Origin of the sequence: Sphingopyxis sp. H073, from assembly GCF_001468395.1 — a bacterium.
Taxonomy (GTDB): domain Bacteria; phylum Pseudomonadota; class Alphaproteobacteria; order Sphingomonadales; family Sphingomonadaceae; genus Sphingopyxis.
Map to the genome: position 1 here is coordinate 358906 of NZ_LNSG01000001.1, position 26995 is coordinate 385900.

Sequence of the window (26995 nt, forward strand, 5' to 3'; positions counted from 1 at the left end):
CATGCGCTATCTGCCTCTCACCAGCGGCGACCGGTCGGCGATGCTCGCCGCCGTCGGCGCCTCGTCGATCGACGATCTGTTCGTCGACGTTCCCGCCGAAGCGCGGCTCGACGGCCCGATCCCCGGCCTGCCGAATCAGGCGAGCGAGCTCGCGGTCGAACGCCATATGGCAGCGCTGGCGCGGCAGAATCGCGCGGCGGGCGACGGGCCCTTCTTCCTCGGCGCCGGCGCCTACCGCCACCATGTGCCGTCGAGCGTCGACCATCTGATCCAGCGCGGCGAGTTCCTGACCGCCTACACGCCCTACCAGCCCGAGATCGCGCAGGGCACGCTGCAGATGCTGTTCGAATTCCAGAGCCAGGTCGCGCGGCTGCTGGGCACCGACGTCGCCAATGCGTCGATGTACGACGGCTCGACGGCGTGTTGGGAAGCGATCGTGATGGCGCGGCGCATCACCAAGCGCGGCAAGGCTTTGCTCTCGACCGGCCTCCATCCTCATTATCGCAGCGTCGCGCGGACGATGGCGAAATATACCGGCGACGTGCTCGTTGATGGCGACCCCCGCCTCGAAGCTGGCACCGACTGGGCGGCGCTGGCGCAAGCGATCGACAAGGAAACGAGCTGCGTCGTCGTTCAATATCCCGACATCCTCGGCCGTATCGACGACATGACGGCACTCGCGAGCGCGTGCCAGTCGGCCGGCGCGTTGCTGATCGCGGTCGTGACCGAGCCCGTAGCGCTCGGCGCGATCAAGGCGCCCGGCGAGATGGGCGCGGACATCGTCGTCGGCGAGGGCCAATCGCTCGGCGTCGGCCTCCAGTTCGGCGGGCCGTATGTCGGCCTCTTCGCGTGCAAGGCGAAATATGTCCGCCAGATGCCGGGGCGCCTGTGCGGCGAGACGGTCGATGCCAATGGCAAGCGCGGCTTCGTGCTGACGCTCTCGACGCGCGAGCAGCATATCCGCCGCGAGAAGGCGACGAGCAATATCTGCACGAACTCGGGGCTTTGCGCGCTGGCTTTCAGCATTCACATGACGCTGCTCGGCGAAGCGGGCCTGCGTCAGCTCGCCGCGATCAACCATGGCCGCGCGAAGCTGGCTGCCGCCGAATTGGCCAAGGTGCCCGGCGTATCGGTCATGAACCGCAGCTTCTTCAACGAGTTTACGCTGCTGCTGCCGACGGCGGCGCGGCCGGTCGTTCACAAGCTGGCGGAGAAGGGCGTGCTCGGCGGCGTGTCGCTCGGCCGCCTTTACCCCGACAATGATGGACTGGCTAACGGGCTCGTCGTCGCGGTGACCGAAACCGTGACCGAGGATGATATCGCCGCCTTTGCCGCGGCGCTGAAGGAGGTGCTGGCATGACCGCGCTCAACCGCGCCGGCTGGCGCCCCGAAATGACCGCCGGCGGTGCCGACGACACTGTCACCTTCACCGGCAACCGCGCGCTGATGCTCGAAGAGCCGCTGATCTTCGAGATCGGCTCGAGCGAAACCACGGGCGTCGATTTCGACGAGGAAACCCCTGTCGCCGATCTCGGCAATCTCGCGCGCTCGACGCCGATCGGCCTGCCGGGGCTCAGCGAGTCCGAAACCGTGCGGCACTACACCCGGCTGTCGCGCCAGAATTATGCCATCGACCTTGGCCTGTTCCCGCTCGGCAGCTGCACGATGAAGCACAACCCGCGCCTCAACGAAAAGGTCGCGCGGATGCCGGGCTTCGCCGACGCGCATCCGCTGCAGCCGCAAGAGACGGTGCAGGGCGCCTATGCGGTGATCCACGAGCTCGCCGAATGGCTGGTGACGCTCACCGGGATGCACAGCGTCGCGATGTCGCCCAAGGCGGGCGCGCATGGCGAGCTTTGCGGCATCCTCTGCATCAAGGCCGCGCTCGAGGCGCGCGGCGAGGACCGCCGCGTGCTGCTCGTCCCCGAAAGCGCACACGGCACCAATCCCGCGACCGCGGCCTTCGCGGGCTTTTCCGTCGAGGATATTCCGGCGACCGCCGAAGGCCGCGTCGATCTCGCGGCGCTGAAAGCGCGCCTCGGCCCCGATGTCGCGGGGGTGATGGTCACCAACCCCAACACTTGCGGCCTGTTCGAGCGCGACATGAAGGCGATCTCGGACGCGGTGCATGCGGCGGGCGGCTATGTCTATTGCGACGGCGCGAATTTCAACGCGATCGTCGGCCGCGTGCGCCCCGGCGACCTCGGCGTCGATGCGATGCACATCAACCTGCACAAGACCTTCTCGACCCCGCACGGCGGCGGCGGCCCCGGTTCGGGCCCGGTCGTGCTGTCCGAAGCGCTCGCGCCCTTCGCGCCGCTGCCCTTCGTCGCGAAGCAGGCCGATGGCGGCTTCCGCCTGATCGAGGAGGAAAACGCGGGCGAGGATCATCCCGAGACCTTCGGCCGCATGACCGCCTTCCACGGCCAGATGGGCATGTTCACCCGCGCGCTGACCTATATCCTCAGCCACGGTGCCGACGGCCTCAAGCAGGTCGCCGAGGATGCGGTGCTCAACGCCAACTATATCCTGCGCAATCTCGAAGACGTGCTGGATGCGCCGTTCGGCTTCTCGGGGCCGTGCATGCACGAGGCGCTGTTCAGCGACAAAGGCCTCGCCGAGGGCTTCTCGACGCTCGATGTCGCCAAGGGGTTGATCGACGAGGGTTATCACCCGATGACAGTCTATTTCCCGCTCGTCGTCCACGGCGCGATGTTGGTCGAACCGACCGAGACCGAGTCGAAGGCGGTGCTAGACCAGTTTATCGGAGCGCTGCGCAGCATCGCGCTGCGCGCGAAGAACGGCGACCCGGCGCTGAAGACCGCCCCGCATTTCGCCCCGCGCGCGCGGCTCGACGAGACGAAGGCCGCGCGTAACCCGGTGCTGGCGTGGAGCGAACCGGCGGCTGCGCCGGGCGTGCCGGTCGCAAGCGAAGTCGGGGGGGGCTGACCGGGGCTTTCCTCCATCGGCGCTCCGCCAAAGGAAGGAATGTCCATGTCGCCTGTTCTGTTCTGGTCGATCCTTGTCGCGGCGGTTCCGGGCGTCGTGCAGGCCGCGGAGCCCGCTGCTGCCGTCGCACCAACCCCGGCAGTGCAGCTCGCCGAGCTGGTCGCAGCCGACAAGGCCTTCGCCGAAAGGGCGCGCGAGCTGCCGTTTCCTGACGCAATCGGCGCAATGCTCGCGCCCGATGCCGTCATGCCGGCGCGCGGTGCAAAGCCGTTCCTGCGCTCGCGCGAGGAGATCGTCGCCTATCTCAAGGCCAATCCCGCGGCAGCGTCGGCCCGCGCCGAATGGGTGCCGGCACGCGGCGGGGTTTCGGCCGACGGGAAGCAGGGCTTCACCGCCGGCTATCTGACGATCACCCAGCCCGACGGTACCAAGCAGCCGGGCAAATATATGACCTATTGGGGCCGCACCGCCGACGGTTGGCGAGCGCTAGCCTACAAACGCGCGCCGCGGCCCGAGGGCGAAGTGGACAACGTTTTCCGCGCCCTCGGCTTGCCCGACGCTGCGGCTTGGCGCAGCACCACGCAGCACGACGCGCTGGATACGCTGCTCGCCGCCGAGCGCGCCTTCGCGGCCAAAGCGCAGGTGATCGGCGTCGGCCCGGCCTTCGCCGAATATGGCCGCGCCGACGCGATCAACATGGGCGCGGGCGCGGGCTATACCGAAAGCGCCGCGGCGATCGCCGCAGGTTCCGATCCCGAGCCGGTGCCGGGACAGTCGATCGACTGGGGGCCCGACTTCGGCATTGTATCGGCGTCAGGCGACCTTGGCGTCAGCTTCGGCCGGATCGTCCCGAAGCAGCGCCCGCCCGGCCTTGCGGCCGACGCGCCGATCCCGGCATCGCCCTTTTTTACGATCTGGCATCGTGATACGCCGGCCAGTCCGTGGCGTTTTATCGCCGAATAGGGAGCATCTATGGCGGGGTCCGATCCGATCGACAGCGAGACCCGCCGCAGCGTCGGAGGCTGCCTTGCCGCCGGCGCGCTGTTCGCGGTCGTTTTCGTCGCGGTGTGGCTTGCCGCGATCACGGTGTACGGCCTCGTCGTCGAACAATGGGAGATGGTGAAGGTCCGCCGCGAGTTCGGCTATGACTGGGCATTCCTCTATGCCCCGCTGATCGCGTTCGGCCTCGGCACCGCCGCGGCGTTCGTCGCGACGCGGCGTCTGCCCGCGGCGCGCCTGACTCTGCTGATTGTGACCGTCGGTCTGGTTGCGCTGTTCGTGGGCATCCTGCTCTTCGGTCTTGGCGGCTTGTTCTAGAAAAAAGGGGGACGTGATGAGCTGGAACACCATCTATCTGCTGGCAAACTACTGGGCGTTCGCGGGGTGGGCGTTGCTCGCCTTCGCGCCGCGCAGTCCGCGTATCCTGTCGTTCGTCATGTATGCCGGGGTGTTCCTGCTCTGCCTTCTCTATATCGTCCTGATCGCCGGCTTCCTGTCGGGCGGGATCGATCCGGGCGGGCAGGGAAGCGGCGGCGATTTCTCGTCGCTCGCGGGGGTGATGAAATTGTTCGACACGCCCGGCGGCACGACGATGGGGTGGGTGCATTATCTCGCCTTCGACCTCTTCACCGGCATGTGGATCGCGCGCGATGCCGATGCCAAGGGCTTCGGCCGCATCGCGCAATTTCCGTTCCTGTTCCTGACCCTGATGGTCGGGCCGGTAGGCCTGTTCCTGTGGCTGATCGTGCGCGAGCGCCGCGCGCGGGCGCAGGCGAAGGCGTGACATCGGCGCCCTGGACACTGGGCGACGGCGGGAACGAAGCCAAGCGCCACGCGCCCGCGACGCTGCGCAACCGGGACGCCATCGTGGCGGTGCTGGCCGATTGGCTGCCGCCCGCTGGCACCGTGCTGGAGGTCGCGAGCGGGTCGGGCGAGCATATCGTCCATTTCGCCGCCGCCTTTCCGCATCTGGACTGGCAGCCGAGCGATCCCGATCCCGACGCCCTGACGTCGATAGCGGCCTGGAGCGCCGAGGCCGGGCTGGCCAACCTCGCCCCGCCGCTGATGCTCGACGCGGCTTCGCCCGATTGGCCGCCGGCGAGCGCCGATGCGCTGCTGTGCATCAACATGGTCCACATCAGCCCCTGGGCCGCAACGCCCGGCCTGTTCGCGGGCGCTGCGCGGCTGCTTCCTGCCGGGGCGTCGTTGATCCTCTATGGTCCCTATGTCGAGGCCGATGTCCCTACGGCCGAGAGCAACCTTGCGTTCGACGCCAGCCTCCGCGCCCGTAATCCCGAATGGGGCCTGCGCGACACCGCCGATGTCAAGGCAGCGGCCACCGCAGCCGGCTTTGCGCTCACCGAACGCCGCGCGATGCCTGCCAACAATCTGATGCTGCTGTTCCGCTACGGCTGACTGGCCGCCGTGGCGGGTCGGTCAATCGCGGCTTTACGTCGCCGCCCGAGCCGTTAGCCTCTTCGAAACCGCGCAAAACGACGCGATTCGATGGAGAGAGATGGATGGCCCGCGATGTTTCGGAGCTTTTTACCTTCGACGAATTCCTGACCCATTGGGCCGAGGACCGGCCCGACCGGCTGGCGATGCGCGAGGAGGACCGGCTTTTCACCTATGCCGAGGTCGAGGAGCGGACCGCGCGGGTCGCCACCGCCCTGCTCGCCGCCGGCCTGCAAAAGGGCGACCGCGTCGCGTGGATCGGCAAGAACAGCGACCTCTATTTCACCCTCTTTTACGGCGCGGCGCGCGCGGGGATCGTGATGGCCCCGATCGGCTGGCGCCTGTCGCCCACCGAATGGGCTTATGTCGTCAACGACACCAAGGCGAAGATCGTCTTTACGGGGCCGGGGTTCGAGGCGGTGCCCGACCAGCTTGCCGGCAAACTCGAGCACGCCCCGCGGATCATCGGCGCCGCCGAGGCGCGCGCGTTGATCGCGAACACCGCCCGCGCGCCGTTCACCCCCTCGCGGCAGGACGATGCGGTGCTTCAGCTCTATACCTCGGGCACCACCGGCAATCCCAAGGGTGCGGTGCTGTCGAACCGCAACCTCTTCGCGCTGCGCAAACATTCGAACGAAGCCGACATGCCCTACACCAAGTGGGAGGATGACGAGGCCGTGCTCGTCGCGATGCCCTGCGCGCACATCGGCGGCACCGGGCTCGGCATCATGGCGCTCGCTGCGGGGCTTCCAGGCATCATCCTCGCCGAATTCAACCCCGACGGGGTGTTCGACGCGGTCGAGCATCATGGCGTCACGCGCTTCTTCATCGTCCCCGCGGCGCTGCAGATGCTGCTGATGCATCCGCGCTGCGCCAGCGTCGACTACAGCCGCCTCAAATATATCCTCTACGGCGCGGCGCCGATCCCGCTCGAGCTGCTGCGCCAGTGCATCAAGATGTTCGGCGCCGACTTCATCCAGGCCTATGGCATGACCGAAACCACTGGCACGATCTGCATGTTGCCGCCCGAGGATCATGATCCGGAGGGCAACGCGCGGATGCGCTCGGCGGGCAAGGCGCTGCCCGGCGTCGAGATCCGCATCCTCGGTCCCGACGGCCAGAGCGTCCCGACCGGCGAGGTGGGCGAGGTCGTCACCCGCTCGTCGAACAATATGATCGGTTACTGGAACCTGCCCGAGGCGACCGCGAAGACGATGACCGCCGACGGCTGGATCCACACCGGCGACGCCGGCTATCTCGACGAAGACGGCTATCTCTTCATCCACGACCGGATGAAGGACATGATCATCTCGGGCGGCGAGAATGTCTATCCAGCCGAGGTCGAGAGCGCGATCTTCGGCCATCCCGCGGTGCAGGAGGTCGCGGTGATCGGCATTCCCGACCAGAAATGGGGCGAGACGGTGAAGGCGGTCGTCGTGCCCAAACCGGGCATGAGCGTCGAGGAAGCCGACATCATCGCCTGGGCCCGCGAACGCATCGCGGCGTTCAAGGCCCCGCGCAGCGTCGACGTGATCAAGGCGCTGCCGCGTAACGCCTCGGGGAAGATTTTGCGGAAAGACCTGCGCGCGCCCTATTGGGAGGGCTATGAGCGGATGGTGAATTGAGTGGCGGTTAGCGACCGATAACCGTCATCGTTAAATGCGGGATAATGAGTTGCCTGCTTAGCGGGGATAGGTGATATCCCCTTAATGAGCAGAAACTACCCATTTTTCCGGCGACCCTCGCCAAATGCCTGTGTAGTCGAAACACGGATTGCAGCTATCTTGCCGCTATGGTTGCTTGTTCTTGCACTCGCAATCGGCGGATACATTGTGAATGGCCCGGCAGTCTTCACTTTGGACTATTGGCTCGATGGTCACGGTATTCGCTACAATCCGATCACGGGAATTCCCATCATCGTAGCGAGCCTCATTGCTCTGCTGTATTGGACGGCGGACTGCATCTTAGGGTTGCCATGCTACCTCGGCATTCTGGATGAAAACCTTGTGGTCCATCGTCGACGCGTTATCCCATTGGAAGATCTTCAGATCGAAAAAATGAGCATGGGTCGACGGGGGCTCTTTATTCCTCGAAAAAGTCGGCCCTCTTCGCCGCTCTTTATTTCATCGATGCTGGCGAACACTTCCCGAAGTGAACTTCAAAATCGGCTGGTACAGATAATTTCCGCTCAAGACTGACCGCTCCCACCCTCAAAACAGCCCAGAGATCTAAGCCTTCTGTCGCTCGCGTGCCCGCTTGAATCCGTCGCGCGCCATGCATCGCTCCAGCCACGCCTTCGTCGCATCGCCCAGCACATCGTCCGCGCCGAGCGTCGTCGCCAGAAACGCCGCATAGCCGATCACAATGTCGGCGATGGTGAAGCGTCCCGCTACCAGCCATTCTCGCCCGTCGGCCAGCGCCGCCTCGATGCTCTTTGCGCGGCCGCCGAAAAAGGCCTTGTAGTCTTCGACAGCCTGTGCGAGCCGGCGTTCCTCGGGCTCGACGCGCGTGTAGCGGATCATGATCGCGAGCGGGAAGGTCAGCGTCGCGTCGCTGCGATGGAGCCAGTTGCGCGCATCCCAATAGTCCGGCTCGTCGCGGCGCACCTCCAGCGGTGTGCCCTCCGCGATGCGTTCGCAGATCGCCGCCGATTCGGTCATCAGCCGCCCGTCCTCGACCCAGCCGGGGATCGTCATCAGCGGGTTGACCGCGCGGTAGTCGGGCTCGAACGCGCGCGGGGGGAATTTGAGGAGGCGGAGGTCGACCTCGATGCCGGTCTCCTCGACCGCCCACAGGCAGCGCAGCGAACGCGCATCGGCGCAGTGATAGAGAATGGGTAGCGTCATGCAGCGACTTCCTTCGGGCGGTCGATGTGGCGGCGATGCTCGCGCCAGGCGATGAACAGCCCGCTCGCGACGATCAGCGGCGCACCGACCCAGGTCGTGTCGGCGGGCAAGGTGCCGAAGAACCACCAGCCGCACGCGATCGACCAGAGCAGCGCCGAATAATCCATCGGGATGACGACCGCGACTGGCGCAAGTCGCAGGGCGCCGGTCAGCGACAGCTGCACCACCGCGCCCGAAAAGCCGAGCCCGACAAGCAGCAGCCATTCGTGCGCGCTGTGCGGCGTATAGACAAAGGGCAGGGCGATCCCGAGCGGGATCATCGAGAGCAGACTGAACCAGAAGACGATCGTCGCCGCGGGCTCGGTGCGGCCGAGGTCGCGCACGGCAATGGTGATCAGCGCAGTCATCACCGCGCCCGCGAGCGCGATCAAGGTTCCCATGCCATGCGCGCCGCCGAAGCCGCCCGCGAAGCTCGCGCCGGGGTTGAGCACGACAAGGACGCCGACGAAGCCGACGATCACCGCGCTCCAGCGCTGCCAGCCGGTTTGCTCGCCGAGCAGGATGGCGGCAAAGATCACCGCGAAGATCGGCACCGACAGGTTGATCGTCGTCGCCTCGGCCATCGGCAGGAAGATCATGCCGCCGAAGTTGCACGCCATGCCGGTGAGCCCCATCATCGCGCGCCGCGCGTGCGCGCCGATGCGCTCCGTCTTCAGCGAGGCGAAGCCGCCGGTCGTTGCGCGAATCCAGACGAGCAGGACGGGCAGGACCAGCGCCTGCCGCCAGAACAGACTCTCGGCAAGGTGAATGCCCGCCTGATCGATATATTTGACGAGTACGAACATGAACGACAGGCTTGCCATCGCGAGCAGGCGCAAGGCTATGCCGCCCAGATAATGCTGCGGCGGGCCGGAAGAGGAAGCAGCGGTCATGCGACATTGCGCATATCAGCCAAGCCTGGATGCGCAACCCGTCATACCCCTTGCTACCATCCTGCAATCGGGCTAGGGGCGCACTCCGGCCTAGGGGTATAGCTCAGCTGGTAGAGCATCGGTCTCCAAAACCGAGGGTCGCGGGTTCGAATCCTGCTGCCCCTGCCAGGCCGGGGTCCCAGGGGGACCCAGCAGGGACCAACGTGTCCCGGAAAATTCAATAATGACAGTGGTTGCAGTGAGCGGGTCGTCCCATGACGTCCCACTTGGCTCCTCTTGCAGCCCAGACCGATTGTTGTCAGGTTGTGGGTATCCAATGCTCGATTGTTGGTACGCCAACGCGCGCGCTACCATGACCATCGCCCTTCGCTTATGTTTTCCCTGGCTGGCGACCGATGTTCCGAATGGATAGGAGGCCGATTTGCCCGGGCCGTGCGTGCGGCGGGGCGAAGGCGACGGGCGGACGGGCAAGGCAACCAGACTTCGCGTGCGACGTTATCTGGCGATGGAATGCGATGCCGACGAACCGACCGAGCGGCCCGACGGAGTGGGCGAGCCGATTGTCCATCGCGGGCTTTGGCAGCGCCACGCGAGCCCGATTGCCTTGCTGATGCTCGGGACGGTCCTCGCGCTGGCCTTCGCAGGTTTCGCCGGCGGTCAGCCAAGCCCGCGCAACGAGAGCGACTTCGGCGGCGCTGCGCTCAGCATCAAGACGCCGACGATCATCCGCAATGGCGAATTCTTCGAGACCGATATCATTGTTCGTGCCGCCGCGCCGATCGACGAAGCGGTGCTCGCAGTCGACGCAGGGCTATGGCGCGACATGACGATCAACACCATGATTCCAGCGCCCGCCGACGAAGAATTCAGGGATCACTCATTCCGGTTCTCCTACGGTCCTCTCAAGGCGGGCGAGGCGCTCCGCGTCAAGATCGACGGCCAGATCAATCCGCCCTTGTTCGCCGGGACGCGCGGCGGCATCGCCATCTACGACGGCAAACGGCTCATCGGACGCCAGCCGCTCCGCATCAAGGTTTTGCCCTGATGGACATCGTCCTGCGCGCGACGGCGATGTTCGCCTTCCTGTACATCCTCATCCGGTTGCTCGGGAAACGGGAACTCGGCCAGATGACGCCGTTCGAACTGGTTCTCCTCATCGTGATGGGCGACCTCATTCAGCAGGGCGTGACCCACAATGATTTCAGCCTTACCGGCGGCCTGCTTGCCATTTCTACCTTTGCTTTCTGGGCGCTCGTGCTCAGCTGGACGACTTATCTTTTTCCGAAGGCCAAGGATCTGCTCGACGGCACGCCGCGGGTGATCGTTCGCGATGGCGAGTTGATCGAGGAAAATATGCGCCGCGACCGGCTCACGCGCGACGAAGTCCTCTCCGAGATGCGGCTCGCCGGCATCGGTCGCCTGTCGGAGGTGGCATGGGCAATCCTAGAGCCACAGGGCAAGATCAGCTTCATCGCCATGGACGACGGGCCGACGCCGCAACAGGATCGCGCCGAGCCGGTGTGAGTGTGAAGCGTGCGGCACGGCGGAAACGTCGGCCCGGCATTCTCGTTCTGGAAGAGATTGGGGGCGGGCAGCATTGGACGGAAGCCGGAATGGGACGCCCGGCCCCGACGCCACCCATATTTTCGCCAAGGATCATCGCGCCGTCGGCAAGTGGAACGCCAATTGGTCTTGAGCATTTTCTTGGAGGAAAGTGAGAAAAGGTCATGCCTGCACGCGCCTATTGGAAGGGACAGATCCGCCTCGCTCTCGTGTCGATCCCCGTCGAAATCTATTCCGCGACCAAATCGGGCGCCGCGGTCAGTTTCCGCCAGATTCACGAACCGAGCGGCAAGCCGGTCAAATATGAAAAGACCGTGCCCGGCATTGGCGCGGTCGATCATGACGACATCGTCAAGGGCTTCGAACTGTCGAAGGGCAATTATGTCCTGCTCGACGATGAGGAGATCGAGGCGGTCAAGCTGGAGAGCAAGCGCACGCTCGAGCTGGTCCAGTTCGTCGACGCCGGCGACATCGACGTCCTCTATTACGCCAAGCCTTATTATGTCGTCCCCGCCGACGAACTGGCCGAAGAAGCCTATATCGTGCTCCGCGAAGCGCTCCGCCGCACGAAAAAGGTCGGGCTCGGCCAGCTTTCACTGCGCGGGCAGGAACAGCTGGTCGCGCTGCGTCCCTGCGGCAAGGGCCTCGTGCTCGAGGCGCTGCGCTATGCCGACGAAGTCAACAAGGCGGCCAATTATTTCCGCGACGTCGGCAACGCCAAACCCGACGCCGACCTGCTCGACCTCGCCGAAACGCTGATCGAAAAGAAAAGCGGCGCGTTCGACGCCGGCGATTTTCGCAACCATTATGTCGATGCGATCGAGCGGCTCGTCGCCAAAAAGGCGAAAGCAAAAGGCAAGCGTGTGCTCGAGGATGTCGAGGAGCCTGCCGATACCGGCCGCGGGTCGAACGTCATCGATCTGATGGCGGCGCTGAAAGCCTCGGTCGACGGGAAGAAAAAGCCGCCCGCCGCCGCGGCGAAAAAGCCCGCCGCCAAAAAGGCGCCCGCGAAAAAGACAGCCGCACGGAAGCGCGCCTGATGCTGCTCAACGACGCGCTCTGGTGGGACGCGCTCAGCGGCGAAGTGCTGCTGCGCCTCGGGGTTGCGACGCTCGCCGGCCTGCTGCTGGGACTCGACCGCGAGCTAAAGGGCTATGACGCCGGGCTGCGCACGCACGGACTCGTCGCGCTCAGCGCATCCTTGATGACCGTCGTCGCGGTCGCGCTTTATCACCAGCTGGGCGGTGCCGAATCGTCGATCGACCCGCTGCGCGTGATCGAAGGCATGGCAGCGGCGATCGGCATCATCGCCGCGGGGCTGATCATCGTCAAAGGGGGCGAGGTCCGCAATCTCACCACCGCGGCGCACATCTGGCTGACCGCAGCGATCGGCATTGCCAGCGGCGCGGGCTATTTCGCGCTGGTGATTATCGCGGCGGGGCTGGCGCTGGTTCTGCTCGTTCTGCTCCGGTTCGTCGAGCGCCGCCTGCCCGCGCCGGAGGACAGCGATGCCCGGCCGCGCTGACCCGCTCGCCCAATATAACGCCAAGCGCGACTTCAAGCTGACCCCCGAACCCGCGGGCAAGGTCGAAAAGGGCGCGACGACCGGCGGCGGACGCTTCATCGTCCAGAAGCACGACGCGACGCGGCTTCACTACGACTTCCGGCTCGAGGTCGACGGCGTGCTCAAAAGCTGGGCGGTGACCAAAGGACCGAGCGCCGACCCCGCCGACAAGCGGCTCGCGGTGCGCACCGAGGACCATCCGATGAGCTACGCCGATTTCGAAGGCGTGATCCCCAAGGGCGAATATGGCGGCGGCAGCGTGATGCTGTGGGATCGCGGGACGTGGAAGCCCGTTGCGGGCAAGAGCGCGAAGGACCTCGACAAGGGCCATCTCCACTTCATCCTCGAAGGGTCAAGGATGAAGGGTGAATGGCTGCTCGTCCGCATGAAACCCCGCGCGGGCGAAAAGCGCGAAAACTGGCTGCTCCGCAAGGTCGACGACGCTTATGCCGGGGGTTCCGACGATCTGGTCGGCCGGCATTTGACCAGCATCCTGACCGATCGGACGATGGCCGAGATTGCGGGCGACGAAGGCGGCGAACAATCGCTGACGGGCGCAAAGGGCGCCGCCTTCACGAAAAAGATGGCCGCCGCCGCCGCGCACAACCGGCAGGCCGCGAAGCCCAAAGCCAAAGGCAAGCCGCCCGAATTTCGCCCGCTCCAGCTCGCGACGCTTGTCGATGCGGTGCCCGCCGGCAATGGCTGGTTCCACGAGATCAAATATGACGGCTACCGCGCCGAGGTCGCCGCCGCGGGCGACGATGTCCGCGTCTATACGCGCAGCGGCCTCGACTGGACCGACAAATTCGCCCCGCTCGCCCGCCACATCGCCGCGCTCGATCTGCCGCCCTGCCTGATCGACGGCGAGATCGTCGCCTATGGCAAGGACGGTAATCCCGACTTTTCTGCGCTCCAGGCGGTGATGAAGCGCGGCCATGGCGCGCAGGACGACGACACCGACCTCCATTTCTTCGCCTTCGACCTCATCGAGCTCGGCGGCAAATCGCTGACGAAGCTCGGCAATCTCGAACGCAAGGAGCGGCTCGAAGCGCTTCTGCGCGATGCCGCACCGCCGATCGCGGTCGCCGACCATGTCATCGGCGCGGGCGAGCAGCTTTACGCCGCGATGTGCGGCGCGGGGCAGGAAGGCATCATCTCGAAACGCGCCGACGCCGCCTACACCGGCCGCCGCAGCCGCAATTGGGTCAAGGTCAAATGCACCCGTCGCCAAGAATTTATCATCGTCGGCTGGAACCCCTCCGCGGCAAGGGGCCGCCCCTTCGCCTCGCTCCTCCTCGCGCAGCGCGAGAAGGGCGAACTCGTCTACAAGGGCAATGTCGGCACCGGTTTCGACGCCGCGTCGATGGCCGACCTTGCGAAGAAATTCGCGCGGCTCGAACGCAAGACCGCCCCGCTCGAGGTCGACGCCGCCACGGCGCGCAAGGCGCACTGGCTCCGCCCCGATCTCGTCGCCGAAATCGCCTTCGCCGAATTCACCGCTAGCGGATCGGTCCGCCACGCAAGTTTTCTCGGCCTGCGCAGCGACAAGGAGGCAATGGATGTGACCCCCGAAAACCAACAACCCGCGCCGCCCCCCGCCAGCGACGTCACGATCAGCAACCGCGACCGCGTGATCTTTCCCGAAGCCAAAGCCACCAAGGGCGACCTCGCCGACTATTACGCCGCCATCGCCCCGCTGATGCTCCCGCACATGGCGCGCCGCCCGCTCAGCCTCGTCCGCTGTCCGCAAGGGCGCGCCAAGAAATGCTTTTTCCAGAAACATGATTCGGGCAGCTTCGGCGCGCATGTCCACCATGTCCCGATCCGCGAGAAGGACGGCGGGTACGAAGATTATCTCTATGTCGATGACGCCGACGGCATCCTCGCCTGCGTCCAGATGGGAACGATCGAATTTCACGGCTGGGCGAGCCATGTCGACGCCATCGAACGGCCCGACCGCCTGATTTTCGACCTCGACCCCGACGAAGGGCTGGGTTTCGCCGAGGTCAAAAAAGCAGCGCTCGACATCCGCCGCCAGCTCGCCGACATCGGCCTCGTCAGCTTTGCGATGCTGTCGGGCGGCAAGGGCGTGCACGTCGTCGTGCCGGTCGATCCCGGCCATAGTTGGGAAACGCACAAGGATTTTGCCAAACGCTTCGCAGAGGCGTTGAGCCTCGCCGAGCCCGACCTTTATGTCGCGACGATGAGCAAGGCGAAGCGCAAGGGCAAGATCTTCATCGACTGGCTGCGCAACCAGCGCGGCAGCACCGCGATCGTGCCTTGGTCCGTCCGCGCTCGGGAGCAGGCGCCGGTGGCCGTACCGGTCAGCTGGGCTTCTCTTCCCGAAGTCGGGAAAGCAAGCGCGTGGACGATCAGGGATGCAGAAGAATTGCTTCAGCGCGCCGCTGCTCCCGACCTCAAGGGGTGGGGATTCGTAAGTCAGTCTTTGCCATCAATTTAAAATCGAGACTATCTGGCGAACCGCAGCTTCGGATGCGTTGTTACGGAGAGCAGGCGGGCCTCCAGGCAGTGACATAAGGCGCGGCGACGTCGTCGATCGACGTTGCGTCGAAGCCGCGCTCGGCGAATAGCTCGGCCGCGGCAGTGGCAATCTGATGGCGCTTGTCGTCGCTCTTTGCGTTCATTGGTCGCCCTGTCGCAGTCGATTTGCCTGCTGTGCGTCCGAACACCGGGAACGATGGCAGAAGAGGGGAAGGCGAGCGAGGGGGCAGAGGGGCGGCGCCACACCTCGCTCGCCGGCACCGGCCTATTGGGCAGGCAGTGCCTTGGTCATGTCGCGGAGCAGCCGGGTGAGCTTTGCCTCGGTCACGTCCTTACCGGTGACGCGCTTTTTCGACGTGGCGCGCCACGCCAGCCGACCCGTGTCGGCGTCGATCAGATCCAGCACGAGCGTGCCCTGCGTATGCTGGCTCGCGTCGAGCCGGTAGTCGCCGCCCGTCGGGCAGAAGGGAAGGCCGCAACCCACGCCGTCGACCTCTCTTTGTTTGGTCGTCAAAAGCCGACCGACAGCAACCGGCCAGAAGCAGACGTCATAGTTCGGTTGCGGGCTTGGAGCGGCGGGGCAGTTGCGACCCACTTGCAAAGAGTTGCTCCAAACCTTTGGGCTCGTCGGAGCCGCCGTTTTCTTTTCGGCGACGGTTCGTGCTAGATCGACGGTAGGAAGGTTCATCCTATTGACGGATATCTTGCCGAGAACCGCTTTACGCAACGGGACCGAAGTTCCATGGGCGACGAAATCGAACTGAAACTTGACTTGTCCCCTGCCGACGCGGATCGAATCGTTGCGTCAAAGCTGTTCGGTGACAAGGTCAAGGTCGTAGAACAGGTTTCGACCTATTTCGATACCGATGAAAATGCGCTGGCCAAGGCCGGCTTTTCACTTCGCATTCGGCGCACCGGCAATACGCGCGTTCAGACGATCAAAGCCAGTGGAGGAACTTCGGCCGGACTCTTTGCCCGCACCGAATGGGAGCGTGCGGTGGACGATGACGCCCCCGTGCTCGACTATGCGACCCCGCTGCCGGCCGTCATCGGCGACAACGCCGACAAGGTTATGCCTCGTTTCATCGTGAAGGTCGAGCGGTGCAAATGGCTTGTCGAAGAGGACGGGACGACAATCGAGGTCGTTCTCGACCGCGGCGATGTCAAGGCAGGCGACCGGTCGGACCCCGTCTGCGAGATCGAGCTCGAGCTGAAGTTGGGTGACTCGGCGGCGCTTTTCGGTCTTGCGCGCACGATCGACGCTATCGTTCCGATACGCCTCGGCGTGCTGACCAAATCGGAACGCGGTTACCGGCTGGCAGAGCCCGATCGGGCGAGCGTCAAGGCCGAGCCTATTTTACTGGGAGCCGATATAAGCACCACAGAGGCGTTCAAGCGGATCGTTCGATCAGGCATTCGCCACTTCCGGCTCAATGAAGACCTGCTCCTTTCAAGCCGCAGCGCCGACGCGCTGCACCAGGCGCGTGTAGCAATCCGCCGGATGCGCTCGGCCTTTTCGGTTTTCAAACCGATGACCGGGGGCGATGGCGCGGGCCTGCGCGGGGAGCTTAAATGGCTCGCCGCCAGCTTTGGGGAGGCCCGCGACCTCGACGTGCTTCTCCAACGGGCGTCGTCGGAAGCCTTGCGCGATTGCATCGCCATCGCTCGCGAGAAATCCTATGACCATTTGATCGAGACGCTGGCGGATCGCCGGGCCCGCATCGTGATGTTGAACGTCGCGCACTGGCTGGAAGAGGGCCGCTGGGCTGACGGCAAGGGCGGAGAGGTCGATGGAAACGATCCGGCTCGCGCCCTTGCTGAAAACGCGCTCGCGCGCCTCCGGCGCAAAGTCAAACACCGGGGTAGGGGGCTTGCATCCGCCACCGACGAGACACGTCACGAGCTCCGCAAGGATGCGAAGAAGCTACGCTACGCGAGTGAGTTTTTCGCTTCCCTGTTCGATCGAAAGCGCGAGCAGCGGAGGCACGGGCGTTTTGTCGCGGCGCTAGAAGGGCTGCAGGATTGTCTTGGCAAGCTTAACGACCTCGCTGCTGCCCCGGTCCTGCTGAATAAACTTGGAATCTCCGATCAAGATGGAGCAACTGCGCTTCTTTCCAGTGAAATGGACAAGAAGGAAATGCTCGAGCGCGCGGAACGTGCGTATGGCGAGCTGTTCGACACCAAACGCTTTTGGTGATCGCGCGGATTGCCCTGCCCTGGGTGGCTGGGTCCACGCACCAAATGTGCAAAGACAATGGCAGCTCCTGTCGCTTCGGCGCCAAGATCTGACTGGCCGCCCATGGCCAATTTTGCCCAGAGTCCGCCCCTGTTGAATATCCCGTTTCGGCCAGAAACAGATGGTCGCTCATCGGTTTTTTTGTCGACAAAACCGCAGTACCGGACCGGGCCGCGACGGAGAGGCTGCAACCGGGAACAACGATCCGCGGCTGATGGCAGGCGCCGGGCGCTCAGGCGCGCCAGGCGCGGATAAACGCCTCGGCGTGCGCGACCAGCAGCGTATCGAGGTCGAGCGGGCGCACCGCGGCGCCGCCGAGCGGGCGCTGGTGCAGCACCGCGACGATGATCGGCGCGGCCAGCTGGACGGCAGCGAGGCGTGTTTCTCCCGCCCGCATCTCGCCAGCGCGCACATGATGCTCGAGCCGGGCTTCGACTGCCTGCAACATCGGTTCGAGCAAATTGCCGATGAAAGCCGGGCCAAGGACCGGATGGCCAAGGCCTTCGGCAAGCCCCGCGGCGATCATCCGGTCGAGGTCGGCGTTCACGAGCCCGGCCGCGAGATGCTCCACCGCGTCGCGAACCGAAGTATCGAACGCGCCGCTCGGCTCGGCCATAATCGCCATCGGCGTCGCCCCATGCGCGCGTTCGTCTTCCATGACCGCGCGAATGATATCCTCACGCCGTCCGAAATGATGCGTCAGCGACGACAGGCTTACGCCTGCGGCCGCCGCGAGGTCGCGCCAGGACGGTGGCCCTTCGCTGCGGCTGCGCAGGCGCGCGCGCATCTTCGCCAGCAGTTCGGCGCGCCGCTCGGCAGTCGAGCGGTTAGGGGTTCCCGAATGGCGTGCCATGTATCACTTGAACCAATCTATAATTTCGTGCATTGTATCATTCGATCCATCCTAACACCGGGCCGCGTGGGGCTCTACGGAAAACGGGACTATCGAAATGCGGCGCTTCCCATGACCGACGATATGCTTCTCCGCCTCGCGTACGGCGCCAACATCCTGATCCTCCTGCCGGTCGTCACCGCGCTCCTATGGTCGGGCACGGCGGCGGTGTTCGGCCCCGGCGTGCCGGAATCGGCGGGACTGCGGCTGCTCGTCGCCGCGCTCTGGGGCGCGATCCTGCTTTGCTCGGTCATCGGGCTTGCGTGGCCGCGGCCGATGATGGGCATATTGCTGCTCCAGATTCTCTACAAGACCGGCTGGCTGCTGACTTTTGTCCTGCCCACGATCCGCGCGTCGGAGCCTGTTCCGTGGGGTCCGGCCCTCGTTTTCATTCCGATCATCCTTCTCTGGCCGCTCATCCTGATACGGATCTGGCTGTGACCGCGATCGACATCTTGCGGGCGGCGCTGGTCATTGTCGCCGCTATTGCCCAAGCGGTCGTGGGAAGCTGGCCGCAATGGCGCCGATGGGAGCATAGCGTTCCCGAACGCTCGGCGCGCCTGCATCTCCCGATCGTCCCTTGGCCGCCCTTTTTCGCAATCTGGGGCGTCATCTTCCTCGCAAGCTTCGGCTTTGCGATCTGGCACGCTCTGCCCGCCAATCTCGACGATCCCTTGTTGCGTATGCTCGGCTGGCTCGCGGTTGCCGCCTGGACGCTCAATGCCGCTTGGGAATGGCATGTCCCGCGCCGCGACATCGACTGGACAAGCCTCGTCCTGATTGCGGCGGCGCTCGCGGTCCTGCTCGCCGCGATGGCGACGATCGGCCGCGCGCCTTCGGAACGCGGGCTGTCCTTCTGGCTCGGCATCGCGCCGATCCAGCTCCTCTCCGGATGGATATCGGCCGCTGTCTGGGTGAATTTGGGCTCGACCCTCAAATGGAGCGGCGTCCCGGTTCGCACCGCGTGGCAGATCGTGCTGCTGCTCGGCGCCGGCGCGCTGGGATCGATGGTCGCCTGGTTGTCGGGATCGCCCGTTTACGCCGGCGCGATCGCTTGGGCGCTGGCCGGCATCGTTGTGCAGAATATTGTCCGCGACCGGAATCTACCGATTTCGCTCACTGCCGCATTTCTGGCGCCAGCCGCCGTGGTCGCGGCGCTGATATCATCATGATCGAGCATCCTCGATCGACTTTGCCCGACCCTGGAGGACCATGATGCTTTCGCATACCATACCGATCGTTCCGCTATACGCAGCCGCGCTCGCCGTCCTCTTCCTCGGCCTCTCGGTGCGCGTGATCGCCTACCGGCGCCGCGAACGGATCGCCTTTGGAAGCGCTGGCGATCTTGAACTCGAACGCCGGATCCGCGTCCATGGAAATTTTGCCGAATATGTTCCGCTCATCCTGCTTCTCCTGCTGATCGCCGAAAGCCGCGGAGCCTCGGTGCTTGGCGTCCATGCTGCCTGTGTCCTGCTGCTGCTTGGCCGTCTTGCCCACGGCATCGGTGTGTCGCTCAGCGCGAGCGACGATGTCGGCCGGATCGTTGGAATGACGGGAACGCAGTCGGCGGCACTTCTCGCCGTCGGGCTGATTGTCTCTACCTATATTTGATGGGGGGGGGGCCGGAGTGGCTGGGGCTGGATCGGTTATTCGGACGCGCCGTCCGGTGGCCGCAGTCATGTTGTGGCCGCGTCATCAGACTAAAAGGTTGCAAAATCAGCTAGTCGTTCCAGCTGGAGGCAAGCGACATTCGCTACAACCATCCGCGGGCTCGAAGGTCGGCGGCCGCTGAAGGACTGACCCCGATCGATCGGCCATCCTTCAGCGAAACATGCCATTGGCGACCGCGCCGCTCGATCGTCTCCACCGACGATGCCGCGACCCAATGGCCGCGCCGGATGACGGCTCCGTCGTTCGTCTCAAGTTCGGAGACCAGATCCCCGAACCGCGCATGAAGCAAGCTGCTCGAACCGTCGCTTCGCCAGATACGGCAATAATGATCCTCTGCCGCAATTGCGGCGATCGCGTCCGCATCCCGGAACCCCCCGCGCCAGAGCAGCCCTTTCGAGAAGTCGGGGCGTGTGGTCGCGGGCGCCGGGCGTATCGCAACGACGAGCACAAGCAGAAGCGCGAGGCTGATGGCAGCGGCGCTCGCCCAGCTTCTCGTCCAGTCGACCGGCATCGGGAGTCCGAGAAGCTGGCCGTACAGACCGATCTCGGCAGGCAGCGGCAAGTTGATGACGACCATCCCGAGCAGCGCCGCGCGCCACCAGTCGGTGGGCCCGCGCACGCGCCACGCGAACCACAAAACCCACAGCAGCACGTTGGAGCCGATGAGAAGCGACCAGAAAGCAAGCCGGGTTGCGAGCGGAATAGCCAGCGTGCCGAACGCGCCCGCCGTCGTCATCAGGAGGATCGCCGCTCCTCCGCCAACGAAATAGATGGCAAGCCCGGGCAGGTTCCGGACGCGGTTGGCGAAGGCAAGGACGCGGTTCGCGAAAAAAGCTTTGCGATCCGGGCTCGCCTGTCCTTCCGAAGCCGAAGCGCGATTGTCCATGGCGAACTGATGGCACTGCGCATCAGGAGGAACAAGATGAGAATAGCGACCGGTTTGTCAGGTGCGATACTTCTGGCCGTGACCGTGCCGTCTTCGGCGCAGCCGGTCCAGCAGGACCCCGGGGCTTTGCTCGCCGCCGAGCGCGAGGCGATGCAGGCCTTTGCCTGGATGGATGGCGAGTGGCGTGGCATTGCGGTCACTCAGATTCCCGGCGGCGAACACCGCGTGACGCACACCGAACGGATAGGACCGTTGCTTGGCGGGTCAATCAGATTGGTTGAGGGGCGTAGCTATCGCGCCGATGGCTCGACCGGATTCAACGCCTTGGCGATGCTCAGCTTCGACCCGATAGCCAAGACTTATCGGATGACCAGCCATGCTGACGGTCGATACGGAAGTTTCGCAATCGCTCCGAATGCGACGGGATATGTCTGGCAGATCCCGGCAGGTCCGATGACGATCCGTTATACGGCCACGCTGCACGATGGCGTGTGGACCGAGATCGGCGAGAGGCTGGTCGATACGAAGCCGCCCGTGCCCTTCTTTCGCATGGAATTGCGGCGCGTCGGAGATAGCGGCTGGCCGGCGGAAGGCAGCGTAGCGCCAAATTGAAACGTTGGTGGTGCGAGTGTTCGCCTCTCCAGCCTTGATAGGCTTTGGCAGGCGGTAGCCAATGCGCTCAGCCCGGCACGGGGACGTATTTACGAGTCGGCAGGTGCGCGATCATATCGTGATCGGAAGCGGTCAAGTTATCGACCAGCGACCGGAGGTCGTCGAGATAGTTGGTACGAAGGGCGTGCGGCGAACATCTCAATCCGAAATTGTGAACGATCGGAGGAGCGCTCCTTGAAAAGCGCGCACTTCCCCGGCCCAATTTGAGGTCTAACGTCTGACTTTGCCGGCGGGCATCATTGGGGTCGGGCGTGCGCGGGTACCATGCTTTCGATCAGCAAGGGCTACGGATGTAAAGCAGCGGCGAAATCCGCTTCTCGCCACCGGCGCCTCTAGGCCGACCGACACTTCGCTGACCTGCGACGCCATTGGCTGCAGGCGCTACACTTACGGATGTTTGCGAATAGGGCTGAAGCGCGGGCCAGGTGAAAATCTCCGAACCGAAACCATCGGGTTCTGCCGGCCTGCTGCCGGGCGGCAACCCTTCAGACGAAGAGGAGACAGATAATGTTGAAGAAAACAGACGGGCAGTTGCAGCGCGACGTGATGGACGAGCTCGAATGGGAGCCGAGCGTCGATCACGCCGATATCGGCGTTGCCGTGACCGATGGCGTCGTCACCCTGTCGGGTTATGTGAAAACCTATCCCGAGAAGATCGCCGCCGAGAAGGCGACGCGGCGCGTCGCCGGCGTCCGCGCGATCGCCGAAGAGATCAAGGTTCATTTCGCGTCCGAGCCCAAGATGGCCGATCATGAGATCGCCAAGCGCCTGCTCGACATGATGGCCTGGACCGTGTCGATTCCGACCGAGAAGGTGAAGGTCAAGGTCGAGCATGGCTGGGTGACGCTGAGCGGCACGGTCGACTGGGATTATCAACGCAAGGAAGCCTTCCGCGCTGCGAGCCGGGTCACGGGCGTCGCGGGTGTGAGCAACCTGATCGAGGTCAAGCAGCACCCGGCGCCCGCCGACGTGAAGGAACGGATCGTCTCGGCCTTCAAACGTCAGGCCGATCTCGACGCCGCCGGGGTGACCGTGTCGACCGAGGGCGGCACCGTGAAGCTCGGCGGCAAGGTCAAGGCGTGGGCCGAGCGCGGAGTCGCCGAGAGGGCCGCATGGTCCGCGCCGGGGGTCACCCGGGTCGAGGATAATATCATCATCGCGCTTTGACCGGCGCGACTGGCGAGATCGCGTTGGTGGCCGTCCCGGAACCGGGGCGGCCGCTGCGCCCCTGCGCGTCAGCCCCCTTTCGCCAAAAATTCGCTCAGCCGATCTAGAAATGGCCGCTGACTGGGCAGCATCATCGTGTCGGCCTCGGCCATCGTGAACCACCGTGCGGCATCGACCTCGGGAAACGACTGGCGCCGGCCACTTTTGGGCGGCCACTCCAGTTCGAAGCAATTGCTTACAATCGCGGCCGCCTCGATATCCTGTCCCAGCGCAAAGGCATGAACCATCTTTCCGCCTGCCTGCCGAAGCTGCCCCAGAGCAGCAAGCGGGCCCTCAAGCGCGACGCCAAGTTCCTCTCGGGCTTCGCGGCGTGCGGCGTCTTCCGCGCTTTCTCCGGGCGCGATCAGCCCCTTGGGAATCTGCCAGGCGCCGCGGTCGCGCCGGCGCCACAAGGGACCGCCGGGATGGACAAGCAAGACCTGTAGCGCTCCGGCTGACCGGCGATACAACAAGATTCCGGCGCTCTCGCCGGTCACAACGTGCGATGACGGCGACGATCGGTTTCCATTGGCCGCCTCTCCTCAAATCCATCGACTGGCTGCGCTGGCGCACAGGGCGCGGCTTGCTACCTTCAAGGCCAGACTAAAGCGCATAATGCAGCTCCAAGCTTTGCGTGACATGCGGGAATTTGCGTATTTCCTGTATGGCGCGCGTCGCTCACTCTCGCTCCATACCCTGGCTATGGAGGCTGAGATGGATATCCCCAACGTCGACACATCGCTCGCCAAGCTCGGCGTGCCCCGCCGTACGCGCAAGAGAATCGGTCGCATATCGCGCTCCCCCAAAATGCGGGCTGCGGCGGCGCTTATTCCGCTTCTCGCCGCAGGATTTCTCGCTGCGCGGACGGTCGCGCGGCGCGGATCATGACGATGAGTCCGTCGGAGATCGACGACCCGTTCGAACGTGATCGCGAGCGATCGGCGGCCATCCGATTTTGGATCGCGTTTATCGCCTTTGCGATATTGGGAAGCATCTGGTTCATGCTCTTCCGTCTCTGACACGTCGAACCTTTATCAATCCTGGCGGACGTCGCTTCGCGGTCCGGCAGCCGAAGCGCCGCTAACTTGCGGGCCCCCCTACGCCGGTTTCCTGTCCGATCTCTGGTTGACCAGGATCAATGTCTGCAGCGCGCCCGCCGGCGATATTCGAACCGTACCAAAGAGGAGGAAGAGGAAGATGTCACGAGCCGAAGCTCAAGGGGCGGGAGGTCGGGTCCGGCCCCTTCATGTCGATGTGCTGATCGTTGGCGCCGGTATCTCGGGCATCGGCTCGGCCTATCATCTTCAGCAGCAGTGCCCGGGCAAGAGTTACGCGATACTCGAGGCGAAACCGACCTTCGGCGGGACGTGGGAGACTCACAAATATCCCGGCGTACGGTCGGACTCGGACCTCTACACCTTCGGCTATCGCTTCAAGCCCTGGGTCGGCGCGCCAATCGCCAGTGGCGCCGAAATCCTCAAATATATGGGCGAGGTAATCGAGGAGAACGAGATCGGCGTCCATATTCACTATGGCCATCGCATCACCGCCTGCCACTGGTCGAGCGCCGCCAATCGCTGGACGATCGAGGCAGTGCGCGCGTCGGATGGCGCGGCGGTCACCTTCACGGCCAGCTTCCTGTGGATGTGCCAGGGCTATTATGATCATGACAAGCCCTACATTCCCGATTGGCCGGGTCTTGAGGATTTTAGAGGGCAGTTCATTCACGCCCAGCTCTGGGGTCCGACGATCGATTATGGAGGCAAGCGCGTACTCGTCATCGGCTCGGGCGCTACCGCTGCGACCATCGTCCCGGCCTTTGCCGAGAAAGCAGCGCATGTGACGATGCTTCAGCGTTCGCCGACCTATTTCTATTGCAGCGAGAACAGGAACGAACTTGCCGACCGGCTGCGAGAGGTCGGGATCGACGAGCCGACAGTCCACCGCGTCGTGCGGGCTCAGATCATGCACGACCAGGATCTGATGACGCGGCGGTGCCATTCGGAGCCCGATGCGGTGTTCGAGGATCTGAAAGCGCTGATCCGGGCTTATTCGGGCGATCCCGACTTCGCGTTCGAGCCGCATTTCACGCCGAAATACCGGCCGTGGCAGCAACGGCTCGCGTTCTGCCCCGAAGGCGACATTTTCAGGGCGGCGGTGCAGGGCAAATTGACCGTCGTGACCGACACGATCGACTGCTTCACTGCGACAGGTGTCCGCACCGCGAGTGGCGAGGAGATCGAGGCCGACATCATCGTCGCCGCGACCGGGTTCAATTTATCGGTCATGGGTGGGATCCCGTTCGATATCGACGGCGCACCGGTCGATTGGTCGAAGACGATCACCTATCGCGGGATGATGATGACCGGCGTCCCCAACCTCGCCTGGGTTATGGGCTATTTTCGGGCCAGCTGGACGCTCAGGGTCGACATGATGGGCGACTTCGTCTGCAACCTCCTCAACCATATGGACGACATCGGCGCGAGAAGGGTCGAGGTCGCGCTCAGGCCCGAGGATGAGGGCATGCAGATCCTGCCGTGGATCGAGGAAGACAACTTTAATCCGGGCTATCTTATGCGCGGCCTCGACGCGATGCCGCGGCGCGGCGACAAACCCGAATGGCGCCACAATCAGGACTATTGGGCGGAGAAGGACGCCTTCCCGAAGATCGACCTGCGCGGAGCGGAGTTCGTCTATGACGGTGAGCGCTCGGGGTGGTCGGCCCGCACCGACGCGGAAATTGCGGCCTGATGGCGCGGCCGCGCCGCGAGGCCGGCCAGGGGCATAGGCCCGCCATCATACAGGCGGCCGCCGGGAGCGGATCGTGACGCTCGCCCACCAGCTCGGTCTCGCCACTCTCGTCGTCGGGCTCACGGTCGTCGTGCACCTCGCGGGACTTGCGCTGCTGCTTGCGATCCTTCGCCGCTACCGGCGTGCATCGCGACGCTATCTTGTCATTCTTCTCAACGGGGGGGCGATTCTTGTCGCCGCATTCGGGCTGTTCGCGCTGCACTCGGCCGAAATCTGGATCTGGGCAGGGATCTACCAGCTTCTCGGCGCTTTCATCGACTTCGAACATGCCTTGTATTTCTCGACATCGACCTACGTCACCATAGGCTATGGCGACATCGTCCTGCCCCCGGGGCTGCGGATCCTTGGCGCGATCGAGGGCGCGAGCGGGATCATCCTGATCGGCTGGTCAACGGCCTTCTTCTTCTCGATCGTCGATCGTATGAAACTCCTCGAACGCAGTTTCGATACCGATCATGGCCGATAAGGCATCGACTGGGACGCCGCGTGGCCGTCGACACGATCCCGTCGTTCGTCCCGAGCATCGATGCCTGCTGTCAGCCCGTCCGCGATACGAGACGGGCTTCGCGATCATTGTCGCGCGGGGACGGCCAAGGACCGGGCAGGACGGTGATCGTAATCAGTTGCGCCCTTCGACCCACATCAGGGCCGCGCCGCGATCCTCCGGCTTGAACACCCGATAGCTGATATGCGGCAGAAGTGCGCTTTCGATCCGTGTGAGCGCCCGGATCCAGACTTGATCGGCGACGACCGCGACGCGTCCGAACCGGCCGAGCTTGGCGAAAAGCGGTGCGGCCCGGGCGATATGCGCGGCCAGCCCGCTGATCTCGATACCGTCGATCGACCGCGTTTCGGCATAAACATCCACAGTCTCGTTCGCCGCCATCGCGGTGTCGAGCCGGTCCATGATCGAGGCCAGATCCTCTCCCGTGATTTTGCCGTCGATACGGACGGCGAGCACATCGTCCTTCGTGTCGATCATTTCGAACATGACGGGGCCTTTCCGGTGACGCTCGCCAGCATCGCAGCAACGGCGAGCAGGTCGAGCGTGAGGCTCTGCGCCGCGGGGAGGATCGAGGCGAATGGCCACGCGAACCCGATCGCGAGCGACACCATCAGGCTGACCGTGCCCGAGAGATAGAGCCAGCCGCGGCCCGCATGGTTACGTGCGAGCGCGAGCGTCAGCCGCGCCGCTGCTCCCACCGCGAGAACCCCCGCCATCGCCATTGCACCGTGATAACCGCCAAGCAGCGGATCGACGAACAGGATGATCGCCTGAATCAGGCAGACGAGCGCGCTGGCGAGCCAAAGCCGACGATCCAGCCGATCGGCGCAGGTCGCCGCCATGCGGGCCTGGACGAGCGCGGCGAACAGCAACGCGGCCACCAGCATGTAAAGCGCCGCGATGGTCTCCAGGAAGGTGCGCGATAAAATGAACAGGATGAGGAGGCATACCGCCACGCCAATTTCGAGGACCGAGATTTCTTTCCAGAGGCTGCTCTGCACCGGGCGGCCGGGCGCATCGGTCACAATCATCAATCGTCTCCCTTGCGGAAAATGGCGGTGGGGGCAGGCATAACGCGATGCTGGAAGCGCCGCATTGCGGGATTCTACGGACCTTCGTTGCTGCGCGTCCGCGTGCCGCGACGAGGCGGGCCAGAAATGCGCGAACGCTCGTCTTGAGCTTCCGTTGTTCGCTCAGGATGCCGCGCTCAAATTCGACAAGCTGGTCATGAACGCGCACCCCCAGCGCGCTGCGCCGAGGTTCGATCTCGCGATTGAGTTCGGCCTGCCGACGACGATGGTCCGCG

Annotated in this window: 31 protein-coding genes and 1 tRNA gene; 22 read left to right on the forward strand and 10 right to left on the reverse strand. The window is 64.5% G+C overall.

Annotation, left to right across the window (positions count from 1 at the left end):
- The first annotated feature begins 1 nt into the window (after position 1).
- The 8 genes from gcvPA to ATE64_RS21440 all read left to right on the forward strand — a co-directional run bounded on the left by gcvPA (position 2) and on the right by ATE64_RS21440 (position 7601).
- The gene (gene gcvPA, locus ATE64_RS01815) at positions 2–1360 is read left to right on the forward strand and encodes an aminomethyl-transferring glycine dehydrogenase subunit GcvPA (protein ID WP_058454614.1); all 1359 of its coding nucleotides are present in this window, start codon (positions 2–4) and stop codon (positions 1358–1360) included.
- Positions 1357–2949 (forward strand): aminomethyl-transferring glycine dehydrogenase subunit GcvPB, encoded by a 1593-nt coding sequence (gene gcvPB, locus ATE64_RS01820; RefSeq protein WP_058454613.1) that lies wholly within the window; start codon positions 1357–1359, stop codon positions 2947–2949. The genes gcvPA and gcvPB overlap by 4 nt, the downstream gene beginning before the upstream one ends.
- Positions 2950–2994: 45 nt before the next feature.
- Positions 2995–3912, forward strand: coding sequence for a DUF4440 domain-containing protein (locus tag ATE64_RS01825; RefSeq protein WP_058454612.1), 918 nt, complete (start codon positions 2995–2997; stop codon positions 3910–3912).
- 9 nt (positions 3913–3921) lie between these two features.
- Positions 3922–4266, forward strand: coding sequence for a hypothetical protein (locus ATE64_RS01830; protein ID WP_058454611.1), 345 nt, complete (start codon positions 3922–3924; stop codon positions 4264–4266).
- Positions 4267–4282: 16 nt separating this feature from the next.
- Positions 4283–4732 (forward strand): ABA4-like family protein, encoded by a 450-nt coding sequence (locus ATE64_RS01835; protein ID WP_058454610.1) that lies wholly within the window; start codon positions 4283–4285, stop codon positions 4730–4732.
- A complete protein-coding gene (locus ATE64_RS01840; protein WP_058454609.1) occupies positions 4729–5364 on the forward strand; it encodes a DUF938 domain-containing protein in 636 nt (211 codons plus the stop codon). The genes ATE64_RS01835 and ATE64_RS01840 overlap by 4 nt, the downstream gene beginning before the upstream one ends.
- Before the next feature lie 104 nt (positions 5365–5468).
- Complete coding sequence (locus tag ATE64_RS01845) at positions 5469–7028, forward strand: fatty acid--CoA ligase (RefSeq protein ID WP_058454608.1); 1560 nt, start codon at positions 5469–5471, stop codon at positions 7026–7028.
- An 84-nt stretch (positions 7029–7112) separates the two neighbouring features.
- A complete protein-coding gene (locus ATE64_RS21440) occupies positions 7113–7601 on the forward strand; it encodes a hypothetical protein (RefSeq protein ID WP_156416435.1) in 489 nt (162 codons plus the stop codon).
- Positions 7602–7631: 30 nt separating this feature from the next.
- Here the strand turns inward: ATE64_RS21440 and ATE64_RS01850 are convergent, their stop codons facing one another.
- Together ATE64_RS01850 and ATE64_RS01855 are read right to left on the reverse strand one after the other, a co-directional pair.
- Positions 7632–8249, reverse strand: coding sequence for a glutathione S-transferase family protein (locus ATE64_RS01850; protein WP_058454607.1), 618 nt, complete (start codon positions 8247–8249; stop codon positions 7632–7634).
- On the reverse strand, positions 8246–9181 hold the full coding sequence (locus tag ATE64_RS01855; RefSeq protein ID WP_058454606.1) for a DMT family transporter: 936 nt from the start codon (positions 9179–9181) through the stop codon (positions 8246–8248). Before ATE64_RS01855 ends, ATE64_RS01850 begins: the two co-directional genes overlap by 4 nt.
- A gap of 92 nt (positions 9182–9273) precedes the next feature.
- Here ATE64_RS01855 and ATE64_RS01860 point away from each other — a divergent pair.
- The 6 genes from ATE64_RS01860 to ligD all read left to right on the forward strand — a co-directional run bounded on the left by ATE64_RS01860 (position 9274) and on the right by ligD (position 14769).
- A tRNA-Trp gene (locus ATE64_RS01860) sits at positions 9274–9349 on the forward strand.
- A 319-nt stretch (positions 9350–9668) separates the two neighbouring features.
- Positions 9669–10226 carry a hypothetical protein gene (locus ATE64_RS01865; protein ID WP_156416434.1) on the forward strand — a complete coding sequence of 186 codons (558 nt, stop codon included), beginning with the start codon at positions 9669–9671 and terminating at the stop codon, positions 10224–10226.
- Complete coding sequence (locus ATE64_RS01870; protein WP_058454604.1) at positions 10226–10705, forward strand: YetF domain-containing protein; 480 nt, start codon at positions 10226–10228, stop codon at positions 10703–10705. Before ATE64_RS01865 ends, ATE64_RS01870 begins: the two co-directional genes overlap by 1 nt.
- Positions 10706–10908: 203 nt before the next feature.
- The gene (locus ATE64_RS01875; protein WP_058454603.1) at positions 10909–11784 is read left to right on the forward strand and encodes a Ku protein; all 876 of its coding nucleotides are present in this window, start codon (positions 10909–10911) and stop codon (positions 11782–11784) included.
- Complete coding sequence (locus tag ATE64_RS01880; RefSeq protein WP_058454602.1) at positions 11784–12269, forward strand: MgtC/SapB family protein; 486 nt, start codon at positions 11784–11786, stop codon at positions 12267–12269. The genes ATE64_RS01875 and ATE64_RS01880 overlap by 1 nt, the downstream gene beginning before the upstream one ends.
- Positions 12253–14769 carry a DNA ligase D gene (ligD, locus tag ATE64_RS01885; RefSeq protein WP_058454601.1) on the forward strand — a complete coding sequence of 839 codons (2517 nt, stop codon included), beginning with the start codon at positions 12253–12255 and terminating at the stop codon, positions 14767–14769. The genes ATE64_RS01880 and ligD overlap by 17 nt, the downstream gene beginning before the upstream one ends.
- 40 nt (positions 14770–14809) lie before the next feature.
- Here ligD and ATE64_RS20970 read toward each other — a convergent pair whose 3' ends face one another.
- Both ATE64_RS20970 and ATE64_RS21915 read right to left on the reverse strand, forming a co-directional pair.
- Positions 14810–14953 (reverse strand): TetR family transcriptional regulator, encoded by a 144-nt coding sequence (locus ATE64_RS20970; RefSeq protein ID WP_082657536.1) that lies wholly within the window; start codon positions 14951–14953, stop codon positions 14810–14812.
- Positions 14954–15075: 122 nt separating this feature from the next.
- Positions 15076–15294 carry a DUF4136 domain-containing protein gene (locus ATE64_RS21915; protein WP_058454600.1) on the reverse strand — a complete coding sequence of 73 codons (219 nt, stop codon included), beginning with the start codon at positions 15292–15294 and terminating at the stop codon, positions 15076–15078.
- 258 nt (positions 15295–15552) lie between these two features.
- Between ATE64_RS21915 and ATE64_RS01895 the strand changes: the two genes are divergently transcribed.
- Positions 15553–17007, forward strand: coding sequence for a CHAD domain-containing protein (locus ATE64_RS01895; RefSeq protein WP_058454599.1), 1455 nt, complete (start codon positions 15553–15555; stop codon positions 17005–17007).
- Between the two features lie 271 nt (positions 17008–17278).
- On the opposite strand, the gene ATE64_RS01900 is transcribed toward ATE64_RS01895, so the two are convergent.
- Positions 17279–17899 carry a TetR/AcrR family transcriptional regulator gene (locus ATE64_RS01900; RefSeq protein ID WP_058454598.1) on the reverse strand — a complete coding sequence of 207 codons (621 nt, stop codon included), beginning with the start codon at positions 17897–17899 and terminating at the stop codon, positions 17279–17281.
- Between the two features lie 111 nt (positions 17900–18010).
- Here ATE64_RS01900 and ATE64_RS01905 point away from each other — a divergent pair, with 111 nt between their 5' ends.
- Genes ATE64_RS01905 through ATE64_RS01915 form a run of 3 tightly spaced genes read left to right on the forward strand, consistent with a single transcriptional unit; the run spans position 18011 to position 19549 of the window.
- Positions 18011–18379 carry a hypothetical protein gene (locus ATE64_RS01905; protein WP_058454597.1) on the forward strand — a complete coding sequence of 123 codons (369 nt, stop codon included), beginning with the start codon at positions 18011–18013 and terminating at the stop codon, positions 18377–18379.
- On the forward strand, positions 18376–19110 hold the full coding sequence (locus ATE64_RS01910; protein ID WP_058454596.1) for a hypothetical protein: 735 nt from the start codon (positions 18376–18378) through the stop codon (positions 19108–19110). The genes ATE64_RS01905 and ATE64_RS01910 overlap by 4 nt, the downstream gene beginning before the upstream one ends.
- Before the next feature lie 40 nt (positions 19111–19150).
- The gene (locus tag ATE64_RS01915; protein WP_197410095.1) at positions 19151–19549 is read left to right on the forward strand and encodes an MAPEG family protein; all 399 of its coding nucleotides are present in this window, start codon (positions 19151–19153) and stop codon (positions 19547–19549) included.
- A 142-nt stretch (positions 19550–19691) separates the two neighbouring features.
- Here ATE64_RS01915 and ATE64_RS01920 read toward each other — a convergent pair whose 3' ends face one another.
- A complete protein-coding gene (locus tag ATE64_RS01920; RefSeq protein WP_058454595.1) occupies positions 19692–20495 on the reverse strand; it encodes a LytTR family transcriptional regulator DNA-binding domain-containing protein in 804 nt (267 codons plus the stop codon).
- Positions 20496–20504: 9 nt separating this feature from the next.
- On the opposite strand from ATE64_RS01920, the gene ATE64_RS01925 reads away from it, so the two are divergent.
- Both ATE64_RS01925 and ATE64_RS01930 read left to right on the forward strand, forming a co-directional pair.
- Positions 20505–21107, forward strand: a complete 603-nt coding sequence (locus tag ATE64_RS01925) for a DUF1579 domain-containing protein (RefSeq protein ID WP_156416432.1) — start codon at positions 20505–20507, stop codon at positions 21105–21107.
- A gap of 567 nt (positions 21108–21674) precedes the next feature.
- On the forward strand, positions 21675–22334 hold the full coding sequence (locus tag ATE64_RS01930) for a BON domain-containing protein (RefSeq protein WP_058454593.1): 660 nt from the start codon (positions 21675–21677) through the stop codon (positions 22332–22334).
- A gap of 68 nt (positions 22335–22402) precedes the next feature.
- Here the strand turns inward: ATE64_RS01930 and ATE64_RS01935 are convergent, their stop codons facing one another.
- Together ATE64_RS01935 and ATE64_RS21450 are read right to left on the reverse strand one after the other, a co-directional pair.
- Positions 22403–22870, reverse strand: a complete 468-nt coding sequence (locus ATE64_RS01935; protein ID WP_058454592.1) for an NUDIX domain-containing protein — start codon at positions 22868–22870, stop codon at positions 22403–22405.
- A gap of 329 nt (positions 22871–23199) precedes the next feature.
- Entirely contained in the window at positions 23200–23376 is a 177-nt protein-coding gene (locus ATE64_RS21450; protein WP_156416431.1) for a hypothetical protein, read from the reverse strand.
- A gap of 194 nt (positions 23377–23570) precedes the next feature.
- Between ATE64_RS21450 and ATE64_RS01945 the strand changes: the two genes are divergently transcribed.
- Positions 23571–25124 (forward strand): NAD(P)/FAD-dependent oxidoreductase, encoded by a 1554-nt coding sequence (locus ATE64_RS01945; RefSeq protein ID WP_058454590.1) that lies wholly within the window; start codon positions 23571–23573, stop codon positions 25122–25124.
- Positions 25125–25197: 73 nt separating this feature from the next.
- Complete coding sequence (locus tag ATE64_RS01950) at positions 25198–25650, forward strand: potassium channel family protein (protein ID WP_058454589.1); 453 nt, start codon at positions 25198–25200, stop codon at positions 25648–25650.
- Between the two features lie 153 nt (positions 25651–25803).
- Here the strand turns inward: ATE64_RS01950 and ATE64_RS01955 are convergent, their stop codons facing one another.
- Complete coding sequence (locus ATE64_RS01955; protein ID WP_058454588.1) at positions 25804–26175, reverse strand: STAS/SEC14 domain-containing protein; 372 nt, start codon at positions 26173–26175, stop codon at positions 25804–25806.
- Positions 26163–26720 (reverse strand): hypothetical protein, encoded by a 558-nt coding sequence (locus ATE64_RS01960; RefSeq protein ID WP_058454587.1) that lies wholly within the window; start codon positions 26718–26720, stop codon positions 26163–26165. Before ATE64_RS01960 ends, ATE64_RS01955 begins: the two co-directional genes overlap by 13 nt.
- Positions 26721–26995: the final 275 nt, after the last annotated feature.